The organism is Nocardia sp. CA-135398, assembly GCF_050955845.1.
GTDB lineage: Bacteria > Actinomycetota > Actinomycetes > Mycobacteriales > Mycobacteriaceae > Nocardia.
The window spans coordinates 6,949,833-6,972,210 of sequence record NZ_CP192084.1; the positions used below are offsets into that span (position 1 = coordinate 6,949,833).

The window sequence follows — 22,378 nt, forward strand, 5'->3', positions numbered from 1 at the left end:
GGTCAGTGCTCGGCTGGCTGCCCGGGGACCCTGATCAGCATCGTGGGTCCCAGAGCCGAGCGGGTGCGCAGATGGAACGCGACCAGCCCGACCAGGGCACTCGCGGCGAACCAGGCCAGTTGCACGCCGAGCCCCACGAATGGCGTGGTATCGGAGAAACCGGCCGCGGTCGAAGCCTGCATTGCTCCGTAGGAGGGCAGCCAGCGCACCAGATCGCTGTCCGCCCCGGCGCTGGCGATCGGGTTCTGCAGGGCCATATCGACGCAGCTGATCATCGCGATGGCGAACATGCCCTCCACCTCGCGGCGCAGCAGCGCGCCGAGCGCGACACCCAACGCACCGTAGGTCATCGCCGCGCCGAAAAGCGCCGCGGCGAACAGGACAGGCTGCCTAGGCGACCAGTAGCAGCAGATGATCGCGGTGGCATACGCGCAGACAACCACGGAGGCCACCACCAGGCAGGCAATCTTCGCCAGTCCCAGCGCGACCCGGGGAAACCCGGCCATCGACAGTCGCCGATCGAATGCGCCACTGCTGAAGGTCGCCGCGAACATCATGAACCCGATGATCAGTGAGACCGCCATCAGGGCAACGCTGATCTGGGCGAGCTCATTGCCGTTGGCGCGCAATACGAGACCGGTATCCCGGAGCCGGAACGGTATCTCGACGCCGGTGACGGCCACGCCCACAAGAGTGATCAATATGGGGACGAAGGCGGCCACCAACACCATGGCGAACCGGTTACGTGCGTGCTCGATGAGGCCGAACCGCGTGGCGATCAGAAACAGTCGAAAACCGTTGCTCATCAAGCCTTCTCCTGTCTGTCCTGTAGGACCCCGTCGTGCAACCGCCACACCTGATCCAGCTTGTCGGTGTCGTGGGCCAGATGTGAGACGACCAGAACCGACCGACCGCTGTCACGGAACTCTGTGACCAGATCCCAGAAACGCAGATACGTTTCCCAGTCGAATCCCTGATATGGCTCGTCGAGCAGCAGAACCTGCGGGTCGTGCATCACCGCCAGCGTCAGGTTGAGCTTCTGCCGGGTGCCGCCGCTCAGCGTCGCGACCCGCTCATCGATGTACTCGGAGAACCGGAGGATCTCCATGGTCTGCTCGGCTCGCCGCAGATCGGGAACGGCATAAGCCGCGGCGAAGAAGTCGAGGTGCTGGCGAACGGTAAAGGCGTCGTTCAGGATTACCTGCTGCGGGCAGTACCCGAACCGCCCGTGGTGCCGGATCGTTCCCCGGTCCGGTCGCAGCCCTCCGGAAAGGACCTGCAACAGCGTCGACTTCCCCACCCCGTTCTCACCGACGATGCCCACCAACGTCCCAGCGGGCAGCACGAAGTCGATCCCACGCAGCACCGACCGCCTGCCGTATGAGTGGTGGACGTTCTCCACTTCCATCATCGCCCCTTGGTTGCCGCAGACGCAGTGGTCGGAGCCGAATCGGCGGCGGGGTAGTAGACCTCACGGCGCAAACGCTCCAAGTCCGGCGCCGCGGAATCCGAGCTCTGCGTGTACCGATCGGCGTGACGCGCCGTGAACGCCACATCCCTGAGGTGCTCGTAGAGCGCCAGGTACTCCTTCCTTCGACCGGATAGACCGGGCAGTACGCGCAGGAGAGCGGGGAGGTAGCGGAGCACCGCATCGATCCGAGCGCGCTTCTCCGTCACCTCGCGCTGCACCTGATCGACGGCTTCGCTTCGGCTGCAGCCGGTTTCGTGACGAATGGCCCTGACCAAGTTGTAGGGGATATGGTCGGTCTCGTCCCGTTCCAGTGACACCAGATCGTTCTCCGCCAAGCCCACCCACCAGAGAAGTTCCTCGAGACGGCGGAACACCGGGTGGCTCCGCAACGATCGCGGCAGTTCCCAGTCCTGGTGTACCTCAATCAAGGCGATCATGATGTCGAACCCACCGGTCGAGTTCCGCAGCGCTAGCCAGTCGGCCGCGGCGGGGATGTAGCGGTTGATGCGGTGGTGCGCTTCGCGTTCGCAGGCTTCGAACCACGACTCGACGCTGTCGAGGAACCGCTGCTGCCAGTCGATGGTGCGGCCTTCGCGCACACGCGGCCATGCGCTCGCCCACGCCGTCGCGATCGCGCCGGAGCGCCACGGTGCCTGCGGATCCTGGTGCAGCACGGCTACCAGCCCGTGCCGCAGTGCGGTGGCAGCTTCCGGGTCCGTCAACCGCGGATCGTCGAATAGGTCATCGCACACAGTCATCAGTGTGGACATGGCAATGAACGCCTGTTCACGGGCCGCGTTCGCCGGGACCAAGACGTTAGCCGGGACCAAGAACGGTGTCGACACACGGAACGCTCCTGCCCACCGGTGGTAGTGGTCGAACTCGGCCGAGGAGACGATCAGGCCGGTGTCGGCCATCCAGCTCCGCAACCATGACATGGCCTGCGGCGAAACCGATTCGCCGCCGACGTGCGGTGCCGGACTCGAGGACTCGGAAACGGCCGGGCGGGAAGTTCGCCGATCGAGTACCGACCGCACATAACCGATCATCGCGTCGCGAACGCGAGGGTCAACGGGCAGACCGGCAAGTTGATTCTGCGCTTGGTCGATGAATTCGTCGGCGACCGCCTGTGCTTCGTCCACCGCGCCCGAGGCGAGCACCAGGTCACGGGCGCGTGCGGCGTCTTCCCGCGTCATACGTCCGCCGAGCAGGCGGACAAGACGTTGGTCGCGGGCAGCCGCGCGGATCACGGGCAGGGTGTAGATGCCCTCGAACAGATCCTGATTGACCGGCTTACCCATTTCCTCGGCGGTCGAGGTCACATCGAGGATGTCGTCCCACAACTGGTAAGCCAGCCCGAAATATCGACCGAACTCGGCCAACGCTTCCAGGTGCTCGTCCGAACAGCCTGCCTGCATCGCGCCCAGCTGGCACGCCAACGACAGCAACGCCGCCGTCTTACCGCCGATCGACTCCAGGTAGGACTGCTCACTGCGGGAGCCCACATGCTGATCGGCGGCCTCGATCACCATGCCCGCACACATCTGCTCACTCGCGATCGTCGCCTCGGAAACTTCGCGCTGGCCGAGTTCGACCAGCATGCGCGTGCCCGAGGTCGTCACGCAATCCCCGGCCAGTACGGCCATGTGCGAACCCCACACCGCGTTGGTGCTGGGGCGGCCGCGACGCTGGTCGGCGTGATCGATGACGTCGTCGTGATACAGCGACCCCAGATGCAGCAACTCCACCCCGGCAGCTGCGCGCACCGCCCGATCGTCGGCGGGGTTCGCGGGGTCGGTGAGCAGGTAGTACGACAGCAATGTCAACGTCGGACGCACCATCCGACGAGACGTGCCCGGCCCCTCATCGGTGAGTGCGGTCAGCTCGGGGCGGCCGCGAAACTGCATGGGCCCGAGAACGTCACGGACACGGTCCAGGTCCGCATCCAGGTGCGGGAAGACAGCGGAATCGATCTCACGGGGCATGCGCGCTCTCCTGACTGGTGGTATCGGCCATCTACACCATTGCTGCAGTTGAAATTTGACACCATAGCGCGCGAAAATTGTTGGTATCAGCCCATTTTGACGCCACATCTAATGGACCCTTTGCGCTTCAGCAATCCGTCTCGGCGTCAGGGGCTTCGCATTTCGGCCGCGAGACACGATCAGGCTGTCTCAGGGGCGACGTGGTCGGCATCTCGATCCCTGCCCTGCCGCGGCCGCTTCCAGTCGATGAACGGAAACTCGTTCCAATGCAAGGCTTTACAGCCTTCGGAGGTGTCCCTACGCTTCAGCACGCGGCGGATGGTCTTCTCGCCGACAACGCTGGCACGGCCTATTCGCGATATGTCCGCTCGCTGATTCCGTCGATCTCGTTCAGGATCTGTCGCAGGAAAGGTCGGGGCAGCCGTTCGGGTGTCTCGGGGGCGGCGAGCAGGTCTTCCACAATCGGGGCGATGGCGGGGGCGCTGTCCACGGCCAGTCGGACCAGACCGAGTTCGGCGCACCGAGAAAGTGCCGGAGTCAGGCAGGCAGTCGCCTGATCGGTGCGTCCGGCGACGGAAAGGCAACCGCCATATAGCAATTGAGCCTGGAGAAGAGCGCGGGGGCGGGGCTGGGTGCGGATTTCGGCGACCATCTGCTCGGCGGCAGCGGCGCAGCGCTCAGCGGCGGCCGGTGACCGTTGGGCGAGTAGGAGACGGATCGCCGACTCGTGGGTGAGTTCGGCGGTGACCGCGAGTGGGTGGTTCGGTTGCCGTTGGTACGCGGGCAGGTGCTCGAGCGTCTGCCGGTCCTCGTCGGTGATCGGCAGACCCAGTCGGACTCGCTCGTTCACAATGCGGGCGGTCAGCCGTGGCAGGCTGATGTGCTCGGCGACCATTTGCCCCTCGTCCAACCGTCTCCGTGCGGCATCGAGGTCGCCGCGCATTGCCGTCAGCCTGGCACCGGTCCCGTAGGTGGCGACCAGGAATTCCATCGCACCGGCCGCGACACCGGGACTGGATGCCAGCAGCTCGGCGGCTTCGGCGTATTGCCCCTTCTGGTAGAGCAATTCGCCGAGCAGACCGCTGGCCATCCGGGTCGCGTGGGATTGGCTGCCGGTATTGCGGGCCTCCGCGAGCGCGGAGCGGAAGAGCGCCTCGGCTTCGGCGATGTCGAGTTGCTCGGCGGCGGCTTCACCAGCGATGCAGGCGCCGTAGACCACGCCAGCCGGACCGTTGATGCGGGTCCGGTAGGGCTCGGCCCAGGCATGCCAGCGGCGGGCACCGGCAAAGTCGAAACGATAGTAGGCGGCCGCTTCCGCGGTGGTGGCCGCGACGCTGGCGAAGAACGGTCGCACCGGCTGCTCCAGCCACGCCACGGCGGCATCCGGGAAATCCTTGAACCGGTCCGTCACAAGGTATTCCGCGGCTCGCGTCACATCGGCCTGGATGCGCAGGTCCGCGATCCCGGGATCGTCCGGTGCCGCGGTGGCCAGTGCCGCGTCCACACGATCCAGCGCGGTCCGGGTGGCGGCGGGGCGCTGCAGCGAGATGTTGGCCCAGGCCACCGACAGTTGCAGCCGTGGATCGGCAACCGTGATCTCGGCGGGCAGCTTCTTCACCAGCCCTAGGAAGGTGGCCATGCGGGAATCTTCGATCAGCGTGTCGGCATGTGCTTGCACCAGTTGTTTCGCCCGCTCGGCGGCACCGGCCGCGAGTGCGTGATCCACGGCTTCGGTGACCCTTTCGTGCTCGGTGAACCAGGTCGACGCGGTCAGATGGAGCTGTTCGAGCAAGCCGGGATGCTGCCGGATCAGCCTGCGGCGCAAGAAGTCCGCGAAGAGCGCGTGATAGCGGAACCACCGCAGCTCGTCATCGATGGCGCGCAGGAACAGGTCCCGGCGCCGCACCTCCTCGAGCTGTTCCTGCCCGGACCGCACTCCGGTCAACGCCTGCGCGAGATCCCCGCAGATGGTGTCGGTGACCGCGGTCCGCATGACGAAGTCGAGCATCGGCGGTTCGAGCGCGCCGACGACGTTTTCCATCAGGTATTCGCCGATGGCGTAGTGCTGGCCCGTGATCTGGTCCAGGTAGGCCCCCGGATCCTCCTTGCCGCGCAGCGACAGCGAGGCGAGCTGCAGCGCCGCCACCCAGCCCTCCGTGGACTCGCGCAGCCGGTCGACGTCGGCGTTCGACAGGTGCAATCGCTTCACACCGACCAGGAAATCCGTCGTCTCCCCAGAATCGAAACGCAATGCGGTCTCGTCGATTTCCACCAGTTCGTCCTGAACACCCATGCGCCCCAACGGAAGTCCGGTGCGAGTGCGGCTGGTGACAATCAATCGCAGGTGGTCGGATCCGTTGTCGAGCAGGAACTCCATCGCGGCGAGGGTCGCCGGACTTGTCACCTGGTGCCAGTCATCGATCACGACGGCAACAGGCTCGGCACTGTCGTGGATCTCGTTGATCAGGGCCGTCATCACCTGCTGCGCCGCGCCGGCGGAACGCTCCTCGAGAATCTGCGTCAGTTCGATCGCCAGCGTCGGGCGAACCTGCCGAATCGCCTCGACCAAGTGGCTCAGGAACCACACGACATTGTTGTCGTCCTCCGCGATCGCCAACCAGGCGGCCCGGACGCCGTCCACTTCGAGGGCGTGCGCCCACTGCGCGGCCAGACTGCTCTTGCCGAAACCGGCCGGGCCATGAATGAGGACCAGCCGCCTGGATTGTCCCTCCCGCAAGATCTCCAGCAACCGCGGGCGATCGACCAACCTGCGCAGCGTCGTCGGTGGACGGAACCGGGTCGTCGGGGCCGATTGCGGTCGCGACGCGGTCGCGGTGCTCGACGTGCTCGACGGGATCGGCCCGCCGCCCGCGACCGATCCGGTTTCGACGGCTCCGTCGTGTTCCGGGGCAGGCATCGTGTCCACCGGCAGCCCGCAGGAGAACTGCACGGTGCGCATCCGCTCGCCGAACTCTCGGGCGGTGGCGGGCCGGTCGGTGGGGTCGGTGGCCATCGCGGCTTCCAGGACCGCGCACACCATTGCCGGTACACCGGCGGAACGCAGGTCGGGGACGGGTTCAGAGGTGATGCGCACGAACTGCGCCACCATCGACTCCCCCGCCTGACGCTCGAACGCGGCATGGCCGGTGAGCGCCGCGAACAGCGTCGCGCCGAGCCCGTAGATATCGGAGCGAACCGTCGGAGGATCGCCGCGTATCACCTCCGGAGCCGTGTAGGCCGGGGTGCCCGCGACGATGCCGGCCGCTGTCTCGAACGCGCCGCCGACGCGCGCGATACCGAAGTCCGCCAGCTGCGGTTCACCGTAGTCACTGATCAGCACGTTGGCGGGGTTGACGTCGCGATGGATGACGCCGCAAGCGTGCGCGGTCGCCAGTGCGCCCGCCAGCTTCACGCCGACGGCAAGCACCTCCTGCCACGACAACGGTCCGTCCGTGCGAATCCGTGCGTCGAGTGAACCCCTGGGATGGAAGGGCATCACGATGAACGGCCGTCCGGTCGCGGTCACGTCGGTCGTCAGCACCTGGACGATATTGGGATGGGTCGAGAACTTTCCCAAAGCACGTTGTTCACGCAGGAAGCGGGTGCGGTCTTCATCGTCGACCGTGGAGCCGAGCACCTTGACCGCCACGTCCCGATCGAGTGCGGAATCGGTGCACCGGTACACGATGCCGAATGCGCCGCGGCCGATCTCTTGGGCGTCGGCAAACCCGGCCGCAGCCAGTTCCGCTGCGAGGCCGAAAGTCAGGTCGCGTTGCGTCCCCTCGGCACTACCTTCGGACACCGACCGCTCAACCGATCATCGGCGCAGACTTCCCGGAAATTCGCGCATTCACGGCGGGCTGCCACCCTGACCGCTCCACGAGCGACTCATGTACTCACCTCTCGAGGCGAAAACCAGCTGGTCCCGACAGGTCGATCATAAGCGGCCGGATAGCCGCGGCGCGACGAGGTAGCCCGAGTCCGTCCCGAAGCGGGCGGGGGCGGATTATCTTGGGATTCATGCCCACTATGCCGGATCGGATACCGGCCGAGGGTGCCCATGATGCGTTGATCGGGCACCTCGAGGCCCATATGGTCGCCATGACGTTTGTCGATAATGCCGGGATAACCAGGGTGAAGACGGTGCCGAAGGGGCGGTTGGCCCAGGCCGCCAGATTCGGGATCGGGGTTTCGCCCTGTTTCGAGACGTTCACCTTCGATGATCTGATGTCGGTCGGGCGGTATCTGGGCGGGCCCGATGGCGATCTGCGGCTGATTCCAGATCTGTCGCGATTGACCGAGCTCGCCTGTCAGCCGGGGTGGGCCTGGGCGCCCGCCGATAAGTTCACCCAGGACGGCAGCCGCTTCGTCGGTTGTCAGCGCGCCTTCGCGACTCGGCAGGCGCAGGCGGCGCAGAATGCCGGGCTGCGGCTGTCGATGGCATTCGAGACGGAGTGGTCGGTCGGGCGCGGGGATATCGAAAACGATTTCGTCCCAGTGGTATATGGGCCCGCCTACAGCATGATCCGGTTGAGCCAAGTGGGTGAGTACGCCAGCGAGCTCGTCGCGGCCCTGGAACGCCAGGAGGTCGCCGTCGATCAGTTCCATCCGGAATACGCGCTGTCGCAACTGGAATTGTCGGTCGCGCCCAATGATCCGGTCGCGGCCGCCGATGACGCGATCCTGGTCCGGCACACCATCCGGCAGGTGAGCGCGCAATACGGTTGGCGCGCACTGCTGGCTCCCTGTATCGAGCCCGGCGGTGCGGGTTCCGGTGCGCACCTGCATTTTTCGCTGCACGACGACGAAGGGCCGCTATTGGCCCAGGGCGAGGGCCCCTATGGCATGCGCCGCGCTGGCGAGGCGTTCCTGGCCGGTGTGCTGCGGGAACTGCCCGCACTGGTCGCGGTCGGCGCGGGCAATCCGGCGAGCTTCCTGCGGCTGCAACCTTCGCGATGGGCCGGAGTCTGGCAGTGCTGGGGCCGGGAGACGCGGGAGGCGGCGCTGCGCTTCATCACCGGCGTGCAGGGCACCGAGGACTGGGCGGCCAATGCCGAGATCAAGTGTTTCGACGCGACCGGTAATCCGTATCTGATCGTCGGCACGGTCATTGCCGCCGGACTCGCCGGGGTCGCCGAAGAACTGCGGTTGCCCGCCGAAATCACCGGCGACCCAATGGGATTCGATGCTGAGCAACTCATGCTGTCGGGCGTGCGTCGGTTGCCGACCAGTTCGATGGAGGCCGCCGACGCACTCGCGGACTCCAAGGTGCTCACCGAGGCACTCGGCGTCGAACTGCACGATGCGCTGCTCACCGTGCGCCGCGCCGAGGCCGAACGCTATCGGGACATCAGCCCGGCCAAGGTGATCGAGATGACCCGGTGGCGGTTCTAGCGTGCTCACCGATGGTGTCGCGCTGACCGATCACCATTGTCACGGCATCGTCGCCGGGGATCTGGACCGCCCTGGCTTCGAGCGACTGCTCGGCGAGGGGCAATGCGGCAGCTTCGATTCGGCGATCGGTCTGGCGGTAAGGCGTTGGTGCGCACCGGTTCTCGACCTGGAACCGCATGCCGAGCCGGAGCGGTATCTGGCCCGCAGGGCCGAGCTCGGCTGGCGCGCAGCGGCCACCCGACTGCTGCACGCCTCCGGCACCACCCGATGGTTTCTCGATACCGGATTCGGCGGTGACCGAGCGGAATTCGCCGCGCTCGCACCTGGCGAGGTGCGTGAGATCGTCCGGCTCGAACAGGTAGCCGAACAGGTGATCACCGAAGTCAGCACCGCGACAATGCCTTTCGAGGATATCGAAACCACCTTGCGCAGTCGGGCCCGAAATGCCGTCGGCCTCAAGACGATCGTGGCCTACCGCTATGGTCTGAACTTCCCGATCACCGATACGCTGCCGTCGACGATCATCCACGAACTGCGCCTCACCGATCCGGCGACGCTCGGCTGGCTGGTCGGACTCGGCGCCCGCATCGGCGCGGAATTCGGCCTGCCGCTGCAGTTCCACACCGGATTCGGCGACACCGATCAGCGGCTGCAACAGGCCGATCCATTACTGCTCACCGACTTCCTGCACTTCACCGCGGGCTCCGGCCTATCGGTCATGCTGCTGCACTGCTGGCCCTTCCACCGCAATGCCGCCTACCTCGCGCACGCCTTCCACCACGTGCACCTGGACCTCGGCCTGACGATTCCCTATGTGGGGCATCGAGCCGAGGCGGTACTGGCGGAAGCGCTCGAACTCGCGCCGTTCCGGTCGATGCTCTACTCCTCCGACGGCTACGGACTCCCCGAGCTGCACTACCTCGGCGCACTGCTGTGGCGGCGCGGTCTCGGCCGCCTACTGGACGAATGGATCGCCGACGACGCCATCACCCTCCCTGATGCCGAAGGGCTCGTCATCGCGATCGCCCGTGGAAACGCCGTGCGCACCTACCCGCCATCGGTTCCGGCTGCTCGCCGAAGGCAGTGATATGGCGGCCGAATGCGGCGGCGGCAACGACCATTCGACTACGTTCGACGGCGCTAACGCGCAGCGGCGATGGCGGCGTCCAGGCTGTTGGACAGCTGGCTGGAGTCGAGCTTCTTGCCGTTGACGAAGACGGTCGGGGTGGCGTTGACATCGCCATTGAGGACCCGGTCGGTCTTGTCACGGAGATAGCTGTCGTATTTGCGATCGGTAATGCACTGGGCGACCGACGGGTCGGTGTAGCCCGCGTTCTTGGCGATCTCGACGAGTTTGCTGTCGGGCAGACCACTGCCGCCCTCAGCGGGCTGCTGTTCGAACATCGCGGCGAACCAGCCCTGATACTTCGAACGGTCTTGTCCGGCAACACAATACGACGCATTTGCGGCACGCGAAGAGTACTGGGTGCTGGACGCGCGGTCCAAGAATGAGATGACGTCGTATTCGATGATCGCGGTGCCGTGCTCGGCGGCGTCTTCGAGAGTCTTGGCGTTGCGTTTCTCGAATTGTTTACATGCGGGGCACTGCAGGTCCGCGACCACGCGAACGACGACCTTCGCATTCGCATCGCCGACCCGGACCGCACCGGCGTCGGTCACGCCCGTTGGGGTCGTCCCGGAACCGGCGGCCGTCGCGACACCCGAAACGACGCCGCTCTTCTGCACCACAACTACGCCGACCACGCCGACCACAACGAATAGCAGTGCGGCGACCACCACCAGAACGACGACCGCGCTGCTGCTGGACCGCGCCGCCGCCGGTGGACCCGACCATCCACCCTGAGGGATGCTCACCGCTTCACCACTCTTTCGCTCGCCGAACTTTCCGCCCCCGCACGATAGCGGTAGCGGAGCTCGGAGTGCTCGTCCGGTAATGGCCCATCGATAATCAAGTGCGCATGGACCTGCGGGTATCTAGCGTTGACGGGGAACAGACCGAAACCAGAAAGGACGCTTCTCATGTTTCCCGTCGAGCTGCGCGGCACCAGGGCGCAGACGCTCATGTGGGCCGACGAGCACGAAATCGAGCAGGCCGCGCTGCGGCAGCTGCGGAATATCGCGCAACTGCCATGGGTCCACGGAGTCCGCGTCATGCCCGACGTGCACCTCGGCAAGGGTGCGACGGTCGGCTCGGTGATCGCGATGCGCGATGCGGTCGCGCCCGCGGCCGTCGGGGTGGATATCGGCTGCGGTATGGAGAGCGTGCGGACCGACCTCACCGCCGCCGATCTGCCGGACAATCTGCATTCGCTGCGCTCGCGCATCGAGGCGGCGGTGCCGGTGGGGTTCCAGGCGCACAAGGATGCGGTCGATGTCGCGAAGCTGGGCGCGCAGTTCGCCGCCTCACACAGCGAACTGGCCCGGCACATCAGCGGCTGGGGGCGTTTCTGGTCCGAGTTCGGTGCGTTGCATCCGGGCGTGCAGGCGCTGGAATCCAAGGCGCACAAGCAGATCGGCTCGCTAGGAGGTGGCAATCACTTCATAGAAGTCTGTCTGGACGAGCACGATTCGGTGTGGATCCTGCTGCACTCCGGTAGCCGCAATATCGGCAAAGAACTCGCCGAACGACATATGACCATCGCGCGCGCACTGCCGCACAACCGGGACCTACCCGATCGCGATCTGGCCGTATTCCTTTCCGGCACACCGGAAATGGAAGCCTACCGGCGCGATCTGACCTGGGCGCAAGAATACGCCGCACGCAACCGCGCGGTCATGCTGTCGCTCGTATGCGGTGCGGTGCGTGCGGAATTCGCCGGGCGCGAAGTACATTTCGACGAGCCGATATCTTGCCACCACAACTATGTGGCGGAGGAGGAGATCGACGGCGTGCCGATGCTGGTGACCCGTAAGGGTGCGGTACGGGCGGGCGCGGGCGATCTGGCGTTGATTCCGGGTTCGATGGGCACGCGCTCATATGTGGTGCGTGGCAAGGGAAACCCGGCGTCGTTCCAGTCGGCATCGCACGGTGCGGGTCGGCGGATGAGCCGGAACGCCGCGAAGCGGCGGTTCACCGTCGCGGATCTGATCGCGCAGACCGAGGGCGTGGAATCGCGCAAGGACGCGGGTGTGGTCGACGAGATCCCGGCCGCGTACAAGGACATCGATGAGGTCATCGCGGCACAAAGCGATCTGGTCGATATCGTCGCGACGCTGCGTCAGGTGCTGTGTGTGAAAGGGTGACATGGTGGCCGAATTGCGGTAAGCACAACTGCAATTCGGCCCCAAAAGCGCTCAGTGACATCCGGGATTATGTGTTGCCGATGCGACGCGGCCAGTAGCCGGGACCTCGACTCGAGCACGCCGAATTGCGGTGCGCACCATCGCGATTCGGCCTTTGCGTATTCAGTTGCGTCGCAGCGTGCCGGCCACGCCCGCACCGAGCAGCAGTACGCCGAGGATGAAGGGGAAACCGCTGGTCACCCAGGTGATCAGCGCTTGGCGCATCTCATCGGACAACAGTGGTAGGTCGTCATGAATGATTCGCCAGGTGTCATCCGGGAACAGGAAATACACGAAGCCCGGCACCACACCCCAGACGAGTCCGGCCAGCACCGTTCCGGCCGGTGAGTACGCGGCAAGCGCGGCCACCAGGAGTAGCAACAGCGCCCCACCGACGATCTGGAACGTCGATCCGGCCCGGTTCGCCGCGGATCCGAGAATGACCCACTGCCGGGTATCCAGCGCCGCGTGCGCGGCGAGTCCGATCCCGACCGGTGTCACCACCAGACCGACCAGAATGCCGAAAACGGTCCGGCCGAATCTACTGGTGCTGCGGAATTGGGCACCGGGTGGAGACCAACCCGGGGGCGGCTCGTAATTCGTCATCGCTACCTCCTGCGCGGTCCCACGGTGCGGAGCAATCGTCTCACCCGACTGTCGGTTGCCCAGCGATATTTCGCCTTTTCGGCCGCGGGTGTCACCGGTGAGCTGTACTCGCTGGCTCGGCACTCGCCTGCGGTTATGGCGGGCGTTCCCGCCTCTGGGTCGGAACGTTTCGTCGCGAATCCGTGCGGCGCAGCGCTGTGATGTCTACGCTCGGGACCTTCGATCCGCCGACCCCTGCGGCGAACGGCGAAGCACGGCCGTGGCCAGCGATGTCGGTGGCATCAGGCACGATGGAGCGCATGACCACCGCGGCCGGTACTTCAGCGATCGACCTCACCGCACCCGACCTGCGGGAACGGGCCGAGGAGTTGCTGCGCGACCTCGCCGGACCGCAGGCGGAACTGCGCGAGGACCAGTGGACGGCGATCGAAGCGCTGATCGTGCAGCGACGCAGGGCACTGGTGGTGCAGCGCACCGGCTGGGGTAAGTCGGCGGTGTATTTCATCGCGGCCAAGCTGCTGCGGCGGGCGGGACGCGGGCCGACGGTGATCGTTTCGCCACTACTGGCGCTCATGCGCAACCAGGTCGCGGCTGCCGAACGGGCGGGGGTCATCGCGGCGACCATCAACTCCGGCAATGTCACCGAATGGGATGAGATCCACGATCGGGTGGCCGCGGGCGCGGTGGATGTGCTGCTGGTCAGCCCGGAGCGGCTGAACAATCCGGACTTCCGCGACCAGGTATTGCCCAAACTGGCCGCCGACGCCGGACTCGTCGTGATCGACGAGGCGCACTGCGTCTCGGACTGGGGTCACGACTTCCGACCCGATTACCGTCGCATCCGCACCCTGATCGCCGATCTCGGCTCCGATGTGCCGGTGCTCGCCACCACCGCGACCGCCAACGATCGGGTAGTCACCGATGTCGCCACCCAGATCGGCACCGAGACCCTAGTGCTGCGCGGCACGTTGGATCGCGAATCGCTGCACCTGTCGGTGGTGCGCTTCGACGATGCCGTCGAGCGCACCGCGTGGCTCAGCGGCCACCTCGACAAACTGACCGGCTCCGGCATCGTCTACACCCTCACCGTCGCCGCCGCGCACGACCTCGCCGACGTGCTGAATTCGCATGGCCACAATGTCGCCGCCTATACCGGCCAGACCGATACCGCCGAACGCGAGGCCTTGGAGGCGGCGCTGCTGAACAACGAGGTGAAGGCGCTCATCGCAACCTCGGCACTCGGCATGGGCTTCGACAAACCCGATCTGGGTTTCGTGGTGCATGTCGGCGCACCGTCCTCCCCCATCGCCTACTACCAGCAGGTCGGTCGTGCGGGTCGCGGCACCGATCGCGCCGAGGTGATACTGCTGCCCGGTCCGGAGGACGCCAGGATCTGGAGTTACTTTGCCTCCGTTGCCTTTCCGCGCGAACACATCGTGCGCTCGGTCCTGGACGCACTGGATTTCGACCGAGCCATGTCGACTGTCGCGCTCGAGCCCATGGTGGAGCTGAACCGCTCGCGACTGGAAATGGTGCTCAAGGTGCTCGATGTGGATGGTGCGGTGCGGCGGGTCCGCGGCGGCTGGATCGCCACCGGACAGCCATGGGTCTATGACACCGAGCGCTATGAACGTCTCGCCGCGGCCCGCGAGGTCGAACAGCAGGCGATGATCGACTATCAGCGCACCAGGGGCTGCCGGATGCAATTCCTGCGCCGCCAGCTCGACGACCCCGGCTTGCCCGCACTCGAGGCCGATGCACCCGGCTGCGGTCGCTGTGACAACTGCACCGGTACCCGCCTCGATACCACCATCGATTCCTCGGCCATCGCCGCGACCCGCGCCCGGCTCGACCGTCCCGGCCTCGATCTCGCCCCGCGCAAGCAGTGGCCCACCGGGATGGCCAAACTCGGAATTCCGTTGTCCGGCAAGATCACCAACGGCGCGGAGACCGGACGTGCGCTCGGGCGGCTCACCGATCTCGGCTGGGGTCAGCGCCTGCGCGCGCTGCTGGACGCGCCCGACGATCCGGTTCCGGATGCGGTCTTCGACGCCTGCATCGCGGTGCTGCGCGAATGGAATTGGACGACGCGCCCGACCGCGGTAATGGCCCTGGAATCGCACCGCTATCCGGTGCTCACCGCCACACTCGCCGCCCGCCTCGCCGAGGTCGGCCGTCTGCGTGACCTCGGCACCTTGCAGCTGCGTCCGGACCGGCCGCCGGTTTCCGCCGCGAACTCGGCCCACCGGGTGGCCGGTCTGTTCGATTCCTGGCTGATCCCGGATCTCGGTTCGGTGGACGGTCCGATCCTGCTCGTCGACGCGCTCTCCGATACCGGCTGGACGCTGACTGTGGCCGCGCACGCGCTGCGCAACGCGGGGGCACCAGCGGTACTGCCCTTCGCACTCGCCACCCAGACCTAGTCGGACTCCCGTCGAACCTCGGCCCGCGTTCGCCGATCGATAACTAACAAACTGGCGAATATTTGGCTAACTAATGTTTCGGACGGGAATTCTCGGTCACGATAGGCCTATGTACTCGAACCTGCCCGCAAAACGGCTGCTCGAGGAGGTCAAGGCGCGGTACGGCTCGGCCGAGGCATTCTTCGAATCCTTGGATAACCTGCGCATCGACCCGATGGCCGATACCACCGAGCTACCACCCATGCCAGAACTGCGCAAGTCCGACTGAGCCTGCGTGGGTGGTCACCGAACGCGCCCTACTGACGCGCGTCCGGTAGTCGAAGCGTGGGCGGGTCCGGCTCGATCCGTTTGGTGTCGCTGAGCCGGTCGTCCGGCGGTATCGGCCTGCGCGGCTCGCGAACACCCGCGGCACCGCCACCGGCCTCGCCCGGACCCCGGCCACCGCCCGCGGGCACCCCGCCCCGACCGAACAGTCGACGAATCGCTCGCATCAGTTTGGTCATCATCTGGCCAGTGTGCGCCCCTTCGCCCCGGATGGCATCGGTGTTCACAACGGGCGAAGCCGCGGGTCAGCGGGTGGCGGCGAGCAGTTCACCCACCGAGCCGTTATCGTCGGACAGGTGGCCAGCAAGTCCGCGTCGCCCGCTGTCGAACTCGATGTCGGCGACCGCACCGTCCGCATCTCCAACCCGGACCGGATCTACTTCCCGGAGTCCGGTGCGACCAAGCTCGACCTGGTGCAGTACTACCTGAGCGTCGGCGACGGTATCGTCCGCGCGCTACGGGACCGGCCATGCATGCTGCATCGGTTTCCCAAGGGGCTGTCGGGTGACAAGGTGCATCAGAAGCGGCTGCCCGCTGGCGCGCCGGACTGGATTCCCACCGTGCGCGTGTTCTTTCCGCGCTACGGCCGACATGCGGACGAACTCTGCGTGGCCGAACTGGCCGATGTCATCTGGGCGGTGCAGATGTCCACGGTCGAATTCCATCCGTGGAACTCGCGCCGCGATGACACCGAGCTACCGGACGAATGGCGCATCGACCTCGACCCGATGCCGGATTGCCCGTGGTCGCGGGTGCAGCGAGTCGCGGGCGTCGCACGGGAAGTGCTCGACGATTTGGGCGCGGTCGGCTGGCCGAAGACCTCCGGCGGCAAGGGCATGCATATCTATGTGCGCATCGCACCGGAGTGGGGTTTCACCGAGGTGCGCCGGGCGGCACTCGCCTTCGCACAGGAGGTCGAGCGCCGCGCACCAGACGATGTGACCACCACCTGGTGGCGCAAGGACCGCGATCCGAAGCTGCTGTTCGTCGACTACAACCAGAACGCCCGCGACCACACCATCGCCGCCGCCTATTCGGTCCGTGGCGTCCCGGAGGCGACGGTCTCCACGCCCATCCGCTGGGATGAGATACCCGATATCGACCCGCGGGACTTCACCATGAAAACGGTCCCCGCCCGCTTCGCCGAATTCGGCGATCTGCACGAGGGCATCGACGAGGCGGTGTTCCGCATCGACCAACTGCTGGAATGGGCCGACCGCGACAATCTGGACGTCGATCTCGACGAGGACTAGCCCGCCCGCACACCGTTTGTCGCGGCTACCCACCCCGAGTACGGACGGTATGCGAGTTCGGGGTGCGCGGGGCGGGCGGGCACCGGGTGTTACGGTTCGCTAAGGAGTCAGCCGCAGGCGCCGTGCCAGTGGTTTTGCCCGCGACAGGAGGTCGTTATGAGCGCCGCGGAGGTTCCGGTTCCGGTCGCGATCGGCCCGTCGACGCCCGCGCCGACACTACTGCGCAAGGCTGTCGTCGAGGGTGGTGCGACCGTCGCGGATCTGCCGCAGGCCAGAGCGTTGATCTGGGCGGGCGGCCCCGGTGAATTCCCGGACGAATTGCCAGCGTCCATCGAATGGGTGCAGCTGCCCGCGGCCGGTGTCGAGGACTGGTTCACCGCGGGCATTCTCGCTCGACATCCGGATATCCGATTCACTTCCGCCGCAGGCGCTTTCGCGGCGAGCGTGGCCGAACACGCGCTGATGCTGCTGCTCGCCGGAGTGCGTTATCTGCCGGAGCACCTGCGGGCGGGCAGTTGGCGACAGTACGATTTCTTCCCGCACGTCGGCACATTGCACGGTAAGACGGTGACCATTGTCGGTGCGGGCGGGATCGGGCGCGCGCTGATTCCCATGCTCGTCCCGCTCGGCGCGCACATCATCGCCGTCAACCGCTCCGGCCGCCAGGTGACCGGCCCCGGAATTCCGGATACCGTCGAGACCCTTCCGGCCGAACATCTCGCCCGCATCTGGCCGCGCACCGATCACGTCGTGATCGCCGCACCCGCGACGCCCGAGACGAAACACCTGGTCGGAGCCGAGGAGCTGGCCCGGTTGAAGCCGTCGTCCTGGGTGATCAATGTGGCGCGCGGCAGCCTCATCGATACCGACGCGCTGGTCGCCGCACTGGCCTCCGGCGCGATCGGCGGCGCCGGTCTGGATGTCACCGATCCCGAACCGCTGCCGGACGGCCACCCGCTCTGGGTGCTGCCGAATGCCATTGTCACACCGCATGATTCGAATCCCCCGCAGCTGCGGCTCGCAGCTTTCGCGGACCATGTCGGCGCGAATGTGCAGCGCTTCATCACCGGACGCGCTCTGCTCGCGCCGATCGATACCGAACGAGGTTACTGACCCACCCGGAACAGGTCCCTGATGATCGGGGACGACGACCACCCGGCGCTGCTGCACCGCGCGGGCAGGTCGATCCACCACGGCGCAGTGGTCTGGCAAACAAAGGCGCACGCCTCAAAAGCCTGTTTTAAATGTGCCATTGACAACTGGCACATTCATGCATGACTCTTAGCTCATGACAAGGTCAACGAGGACCTCGGTCCCCGGCGTTCCGACGGTGCCCTCGGCACGGTCCAGACTCGCTGCCGCGGCATGCGAGATCGGGCTGCGGCCGCTGAACAATGCAGTACCCATGAACGCACCGGGAGTGTGGTTCGCACGCAAACTGATCGCGACGATCATGGCCACCGCCGGTCCGACGCCGCGTGGCATATCCGTCGTTCAGGTCAGATCCGGAACTATCCGCGGCGAATGGGTCCGCACGCCGGGCGTGGATTTCGGACAGCGCGCCATCTACTACATCCACGGCAGCGGCTACGTCCTCTGCTCGGCCCGGACCCACCGCGGCTTGGCCGCACAGCTGTCGAGCAGGACCGGACTACCGGTCTTTCTCACCGACTACCGGCTCGCGCCGGAGCATCGGTTTCCGGCCGCCGCCGATGATGTCGAGGCCGGATACCGCTGGCTGCTCGACCGCGGTTTCGCCGCACAAGATCTCGTCATCGCCTGCGATTCGGCGGGCGGGCATCTGGCGTTGGATCTGCTGATCGAGAACGACCGTCAAGCCCGGCCGCAACCCGCCGCCGTCGCGATGTTCTCCCCGCTGATCGATCTCACCTTCGGTTTGGCCGCCGAACAGGAACGGCGGCAACGGGATCCGGTGATCTCGGCCCGCGCGGCCAGCCGACTTCCCCATGCTTACACCCGCGACCTGCCCGCCGACGCACCCCGCCTGCGGCTACACATCCCGCCGGGTATGACCTTGCCGCCGCTGCTGATCCAGGCGGGCGGCGCGGAAATGCTCAGTGCCGACGCCCGACACCTGCACGCGATGGTGCGCGATGCGGGCGGCGACTGCGCCCTCGAGATCTGGCCGGGCCAGGTGCACGTCTTCCAAGCGCTGCCGCTGCTGGTTCCGGAGGCGGACAAGGCATTGGATCGGGCCGCCGAATTCCTCCGTACCGCACTGATTTCCCAGACCGTCACGAAGAAGGTGAGCTGAGATGTTCGGACTGGAAAAGCTCATTCCGATCGGCATCCGACCGCGCCGCAGCCATGGCGCCCGCGCGGTGGTCACCGGCGCGGGCAGCGGTATCGGGCGCGCCTTCGCACTCGAGATATCCGAGCGTGGCGGGCAGGTGATCTGCGCCGATATCGATGAATCCCGCGCCGACGAGACCGTCGCTCTCATCGAGCGCAACCATCCCGGTGCGGCGCACGCGTTCCGCTGCGATGTTTCGCGTCGCGAGGAAGTGGAAGTCCTTGCGCGCTTCGCCGAATCGCTGTTCGAACGCCCGGTCACGTTGGTGGTCAACAACGCCGGTGTCGGCATCGGTGGAAAGCGGGTCGGCGAAATCGGTTTCGACGACTGGGATTGGGCGCTCGGCATCAATCTGTGGGGTGTGGTGCACGGATGCGAGATCTTCGCACCGCAACTGCGCGCCGCCTCCCGTGGCGGGATCATCAATGTCGCATCGGCGGCCGCCTTCGCCGCCGCGCCATCGATGGCGGTCTACAACGCGTCCAAGGCCGCGGTGCTGTCGCTTTCGGAGACCATGGCCGCCGAGATGAGCGGCACCGGAGTCGCGGTCACCGTGCTGTGTCCGACCTTCGTCAAGACGAACGTCGCTCGCGACGGCCGCATTACCGCGCAATCGGCCCGATTGGCCGACACCCTCATGCGCCTGACCGGCTTCTCCCCCGACAGCGTCGCGCGCACCACCCTCGACGCTCACGACCGCGGCCAGCTCTATGTGCTGCCGCAACTGGACGCGCACCTCATCTGGCGGCTCAAGCGCTACTTCCCCGCCCAGTACACCTTTGCCCTCGGTCTCCTGGATCGGCTACTGCCACAGGAGAACTCGACAACCACGGACCTCTCCTCGGTCTCCGATAAGACAGGAGTCTGATCATGGCCAACGCTATGGACTTCGACGACATGCTCCGCAAGATCAAGGATCGGCAGTGGGCGCTGGCCGATATCGACTGGGATGCTCCCGGCGCGGAAACGATTTCGCCCGAACTGCACGCCAAGCTCAAACCGTTCATGGCCGATCTGATGTGGATCGAGAATGTCGGCGCGCGCGGCTTCGCCGCCATGGCGAAGAAGGCGCCGACCGAAACGCTGCGCGAGATCTATCGCTACTTCCATGCCGAGGAGCAGAAGCACGCCAATGCCGAACTCGCGCTGATGCGGCGCTGGGGCATGCTCGACGGTGACGAGATTCCGCAACCGAATGTCAATGTCAAGCTGGTCATCGACTTCCTGGACCAGTACTCCGACGACATGTCGCTGTCATTCCTCGGCACGGTGATTCCGATGCTGGAGGTGGCGCTGGACGGTGCGCTGATCAAGTTCATCATGGACGAGATCGAGGATCCGATCTGCCAGGAGGCCTTCAAGAAGATCAATGCCGACGAATCCCGGCATCTGGCCGTGGATTTCGCGGTGATGGATCTGCTCGGCCACGCGCAGATGCGCAAGCTGCTCATCGATCTGGTCGGCGGGTGGGCCAAGCCGACGTTCATCATCGGCGTACTGAGCTATGTGCCGCTGCTGAACAAGATGCGCGACAACATCGTCGAAATGGGCGTCGACGAGGAGAAGTTGTACGCGGCGCTGAGGCGATACGCGAATGTCGGCGAGCGCAGTGAATTCGCGCGCAGACTGCCGATGTATCAGATCGTGAAGATGCATGGCGGCTGGGTGATCAACCGCGGCCACCCCTATCACCTTTTGGCCGACGCACTGGTCAAGATCACCGCACGGGTGCCGAAGCGGCTGCTGCGCCCGCAGCCGACCTGGTCCAAGGAACTCACCTACGAGCCCGCGGCATGACGAAGGAAGCGATGCGAACACTGGATGTCGCCATTATCGGCGGCGGATTCGCCGGTATCGGCGCCGCGATTCGCCTGAAGCAAAAGGGAATCGGCGATTTCGCGATCTTCGAACGCGGCACCGCGATCGGCGGGACCTGGCGCGACAACACCTATCCCGGGGCGGCGTGCGATATTCCGTCGCGGCTGTACTCCTACAGTTTCGCGCCGAACCCGAACTGGTCGCACACCTACTCCGGCAGCACGGAAATCCTCGGCTATATCGAGTCGATGGCCGCGAAGTTCGGACTGCACAAGCACTTCCGCTTCGGCCACAATGTCACCGGGATCACGTTCGACGAGGACGCCGGCGTCTGGAACATCAGTATCGAAGACCGCGCCGAGGCCGTCCGCGCCAGAACGGTGGTGTTGGCCTCCGGACCACTGGCCAACGCGAGTCTGCCGAATATTCCTGGAATCGAGGACTACCGAGGACACAAGATCCACAGTGCCCGTTGGGATCACGACTATGACTTCACCGGCAAGAAGGTCGCGGTCGTCGGCACCGGAGCCAGCGCGGTGCAGATCATTCCGGAGCTGGTGGATCAGGCGGCCTCGGTCAAGGTGTTCCAGCGAACGCCGGGATGGGTACTGCCTCGGGTCAATCGGCGCACCACGCCACTGACCAAGCAGCTCTACCGTCGGGTGCCCGCGGCCGAATCGCTCTCGCGCCTGGCCTGGTTCTACGGACACGAATCCGTCGCGCTCGGCGTGGTCTGGAATACCCCGCTGACCAGGGTGGTCGAATTGGTCGGGCGGGCTCAGCTGCACAGGCAGGTCAAGGATCCGTGGCTGCGGCGTCAGCTCACCCCGGATTTCCGGGCCGGGTGCAAGCGCCTGCTGATGACCGACGATTACTATCCGGCGCTGCAGCGCGAGAATTGCAAACTGATCACCTGGCCGATCGCCCGCATCGCCGAACACGGCATTCGCACCGCGGAAGGTATTGAGCACCAAGCCGATTGCATCGTCTTCGCCACCGGATTCGATGTCTCCAAGACCGGCACCCCCATCCCGGTGGTCGGCAGGGACGGTCGGGTACTAGCCGAGGAGTGGCGCCGCGGCGCCTATGCCTACAAGAGCATCGCGGTATCCGGGTACCCGAATCTGTTCTTCACCTTCGGACCGAATTCGGGGCCGGGACACAATTCGGCGCTGGTGTACATGGAGGCCCAGATCGATTACCTGGTGAGCGCGATCGGCACCATCCTGGACCGGAATCTGCGCATGCTCGATGTGCGGATGGACCGCCAGGACCGCTACAACGCGGCGATCCAGCGGCGGCTCGGCGGCACCACCTGGAACTCCGGTTGCCGCAGTTGGTATCTCACCGAGGACGGGTTCAATGCGACCATGTATCCGGGTTTCGCCACCCAATACGTCGGCCAGCTGCGGTCAGTGAACCTCGATGACTATCACGTCGTACCGGCCGCGCGCACGACGAAGTCGCGGATCGCGGCAGTTTCCTAG

The 22,378-nt window shown here is 65.8% G+C and carries 19 protein-coding genes; 11 read left to right on the top strand and 8 right to left on the bottom strand.

The window, feature by feature from the left end:
• Nucleotides 1-2 precede the first annotated feature (2 nt).
• The 4 genes from ACQP1T_RS30980 to ACQP1T_RS30995 all read right to left on the bottom strand — a co-directional run bounded on the left by ACQP1T_RS30980 (nucleotide 3) and on the right by ACQP1T_RS30995 (nucleotide 7,258).
• Entirely contained in the window at nucleotides 3-806 is an 804-nt protein-coding gene (locus tag ACQP1T_RS30980) for a hypothetical protein (protein ID WP_433756571.1), read from the bottom strand.
• Nucleotides 806-1,411, bottom strand: a complete 606-nt coding sequence (locus tag ACQP1T_RS30985) for an ABC transporter ATP-binding protein (RefSeq protein WP_433756572.1) — start codon at nucleotides 1,409-1,411, stop codon at nucleotides 806-808. Before ACQP1T_RS30985 ends, ACQP1T_RS30980 begins: the two co-directional genes overlap by 1 nt.
• Entirely contained in the window at nucleotides 1,408-3,456 is a 2,049-nt protein-coding gene (locus ACQP1T_RS30990; protein ID WP_433756573.1) for a polyprenyl synthetase family protein, read from the bottom strand. The genes ACQP1T_RS30985 and ACQP1T_RS30990 overlap by 4 nt, the downstream gene beginning before the upstream one ends.
• Nucleotides 3,457-3,805: 349 nt before the next feature.
• Nucleotides 3,806-7,258: a protein kinase domain-containing protein gene (locus ACQP1T_RS30995; RefSeq protein WP_433756574.1), complete on the bottom strand. Its 3,453-nt coding sequence runs from the start codon at nucleotides 7,256-7,258 to the stop codon at nucleotides 3,806-3,808.
• A gap of 218 nt (nucleotides 7,259-7,476) precedes the next feature.
• On the opposite strand from ACQP1T_RS30995, the gene ACQP1T_RS31000 reads away from it, so the two are divergent.
• Together ACQP1T_RS31000 and ACQP1T_RS31005 are read left to right on the top strand one after the other, a co-directional pair.
• Nucleotides 7,477-8,850, top strand: coding sequence for a glutamine synthetase (locus tag ACQP1T_RS31000; protein ID WP_433756575.1), 1,374 nt, complete (start codon nucleotides 7,477-7,479; stop codon nucleotides 8,848-8,850).
• A 1-nt stretch (nucleotide 8,851) separates the two neighbouring features.
• Nucleotides 8,852-9,937 carry an amidohydrolase family protein gene (locus ACQP1T_RS31005; RefSeq protein WP_433756576.1) on the top strand — a complete coding sequence of 362 codons (1,086 nt, stop codon included), beginning with the start codon at nucleotides 8,852-8,854 and terminating at the stop codon, nucleotides 9,935-9,937.
• A gap of 53 nt (nucleotides 9,938-9,990) precedes the next feature.
• On the opposite strand, the gene ACQP1T_RS31010 is transcribed toward ACQP1T_RS31005, so the two are convergent.
• Nucleotides 9,991-10,725, bottom strand: coding sequence for a DsbA family protein (locus tag ACQP1T_RS31010; protein WP_433756577.1), 735 nt, complete (start codon nucleotides 10,723-10,725; stop codon nucleotides 9,991-9,993).
• 165 nt (nucleotides 10,726-10,890) lie between these two features.
• Between ACQP1T_RS31010 and ACQP1T_RS31015 the strand changes: the two genes are divergently transcribed.
• Nucleotides 10,891-12,114: an RtcB family protein gene (locus tag ACQP1T_RS31015; RefSeq protein ID WP_433756578.1), complete on the top strand. Its 1,224-nt coding sequence runs from the start codon at nucleotides 10,891-10,893 to the stop codon at nucleotides 12,112-12,114.
• Nucleotides 12,115-12,276: 162 nt separating this feature from the next.
• Here ACQP1T_RS31015 and ACQP1T_RS31020 read toward each other — a convergent pair whose 3' ends face one another.
• Entirely contained in the window at nucleotides 12,277-12,759 is a 483-nt protein-coding gene (locus tag ACQP1T_RS31020) for a hypothetical protein (RefSeq protein ID WP_433756579.1), read from the bottom strand.
• A 299-nt stretch (nucleotides 12,760-13,058) separates the two neighbouring features.
• Between ACQP1T_RS31020 and ACQP1T_RS31025 the strand changes: the two genes are divergently transcribed.
• Both ACQP1T_RS31025 and ACQP1T_RS31030 read left to right on the top strand, forming a co-directional pair.
• Nucleotides 13,059-15,182, top strand: coding sequence for a RecQ family ATP-dependent DNA helicase (locus ACQP1T_RS31025; protein WP_433756580.1), 2,124 nt, complete (start codon nucleotides 13,059-13,061; stop codon nucleotides 15,180-15,182).
• A gap of 109 nt (nucleotides 15,183-15,291) precedes the next feature.
• Entirely contained in the window at nucleotides 15,292-15,450 is a 159-nt protein-coding gene (locus ACQP1T_RS31030; RefSeq protein WP_433756581.1) for a hypothetical protein, read from the top strand.
• A 28-nt stretch (nucleotides 15,451-15,478) separates the two neighbouring features.
• Here ACQP1T_RS31030 and ACQP1T_RS31035 read toward each other — a convergent pair whose 3' ends face one another.
• Complete coding sequence (locus tag ACQP1T_RS31035) at nucleotides 15,479-15,688, bottom strand: hypothetical protein (RefSeq protein WP_157110752.1); 210 nt, start codon at nucleotides 15,686-15,688, stop codon at nucleotides 15,479-15,481.
• Nucleotides 15,689-15,802: 114 nt separating this feature from the next.
• Here ACQP1T_RS31035 and ligD point away from each other — a divergent pair, with 114 nt between their 5' ends.
• Both ligD and ACQP1T_RS31045 read left to right on the top strand, forming a co-directional pair.
• Nucleotides 15,803-16,759, top strand: a complete 957-nt coding sequence (ligD, locus tag ACQP1T_RS31040) for a non-homologous end-joining DNA ligase (protein ID WP_433756582.1) — start codon at nucleotides 15,803-15,805, stop codon at nucleotides 16,757-16,759.
• 156 nt (nucleotides 16,760-16,915) lie between these two features.
• Complete coding sequence (locus ACQP1T_RS31045; protein WP_433756583.1) at nucleotides 16,916-17,872, top strand: D-isomer specific 2-hydroxyacid dehydrogenase family protein; 957 nt, start codon at nucleotides 16,916-16,918, stop codon at nucleotides 17,870-17,872.
• A 168-nt stretch (nucleotides 17,873-18,040) separates the two neighbouring features.
• Here the strand turns inward: ACQP1T_RS31045 and ACQP1T_RS31050 are convergent, their stop codons facing one another.
• Entirely contained in the window at nucleotides 18,041-18,166 is a 126-nt protein-coding gene (locus ACQP1T_RS31050) for a hypothetical protein (protein WP_433756584.1), read from the bottom strand.
• On the opposite strand from ACQP1T_RS31050, the gene ACQP1T_RS31055 reads away from it, so the two are divergent.
• The 4 genes from ACQP1T_RS31055 to ACQP1T_RS31070 are packed head-to-tail and all read left to right on the top strand — an operon-like array spanning nucleotide 18,165 to nucleotide 22,378.
• Nucleotides 18,165-19,034, top strand: a complete 870-nt coding sequence (locus ACQP1T_RS31055; RefSeq protein ID WP_433756585.1) for an alpha/beta hydrolase — start codon at nucleotides 18,165-18,167, stop codon at nucleotides 19,032-19,034. The genes ACQP1T_RS31050 and ACQP1T_RS31055 overlap by 2 nt on opposite strands.
• Before the next feature lies 1 nt (nucleotide 19,035).
• The gene (locus ACQP1T_RS31060; RefSeq protein ID WP_433756586.1) at nucleotides 19,036-19,941 is read left to right on the top strand and encodes an SDR family NAD(P)-dependent oxidoreductase; all 906 of its coding nucleotides are present in this window, start codon (nucleotides 19,036-19,038) and stop codon (nucleotides 19,939-19,941) included.
• 2 nt (nucleotides 19,942-19,943) lie between these two features.
• Nucleotides 19,944-20,870: a ferritin-like domain-containing protein gene (locus ACQP1T_RS31065; RefSeq protein ID WP_433756587.1), complete on the top strand. Its 927-nt coding sequence runs from the start codon at nucleotides 19,944-19,946 to the stop codon at nucleotides 20,868-20,870.
• On the top strand, nucleotides 20,867-22,378 hold the full coding sequence (locus tag ACQP1T_RS31070; RefSeq protein WP_433756588.1) for a flavin-containing monooxygenase: 1,512 nt from the start codon (nucleotides 20,867-20,869) through the stop codon (nucleotides 22,376-22,378). The genes ACQP1T_RS31065 and ACQP1T_RS31070 overlap by 4 nt, the downstream gene beginning before the upstream one ends.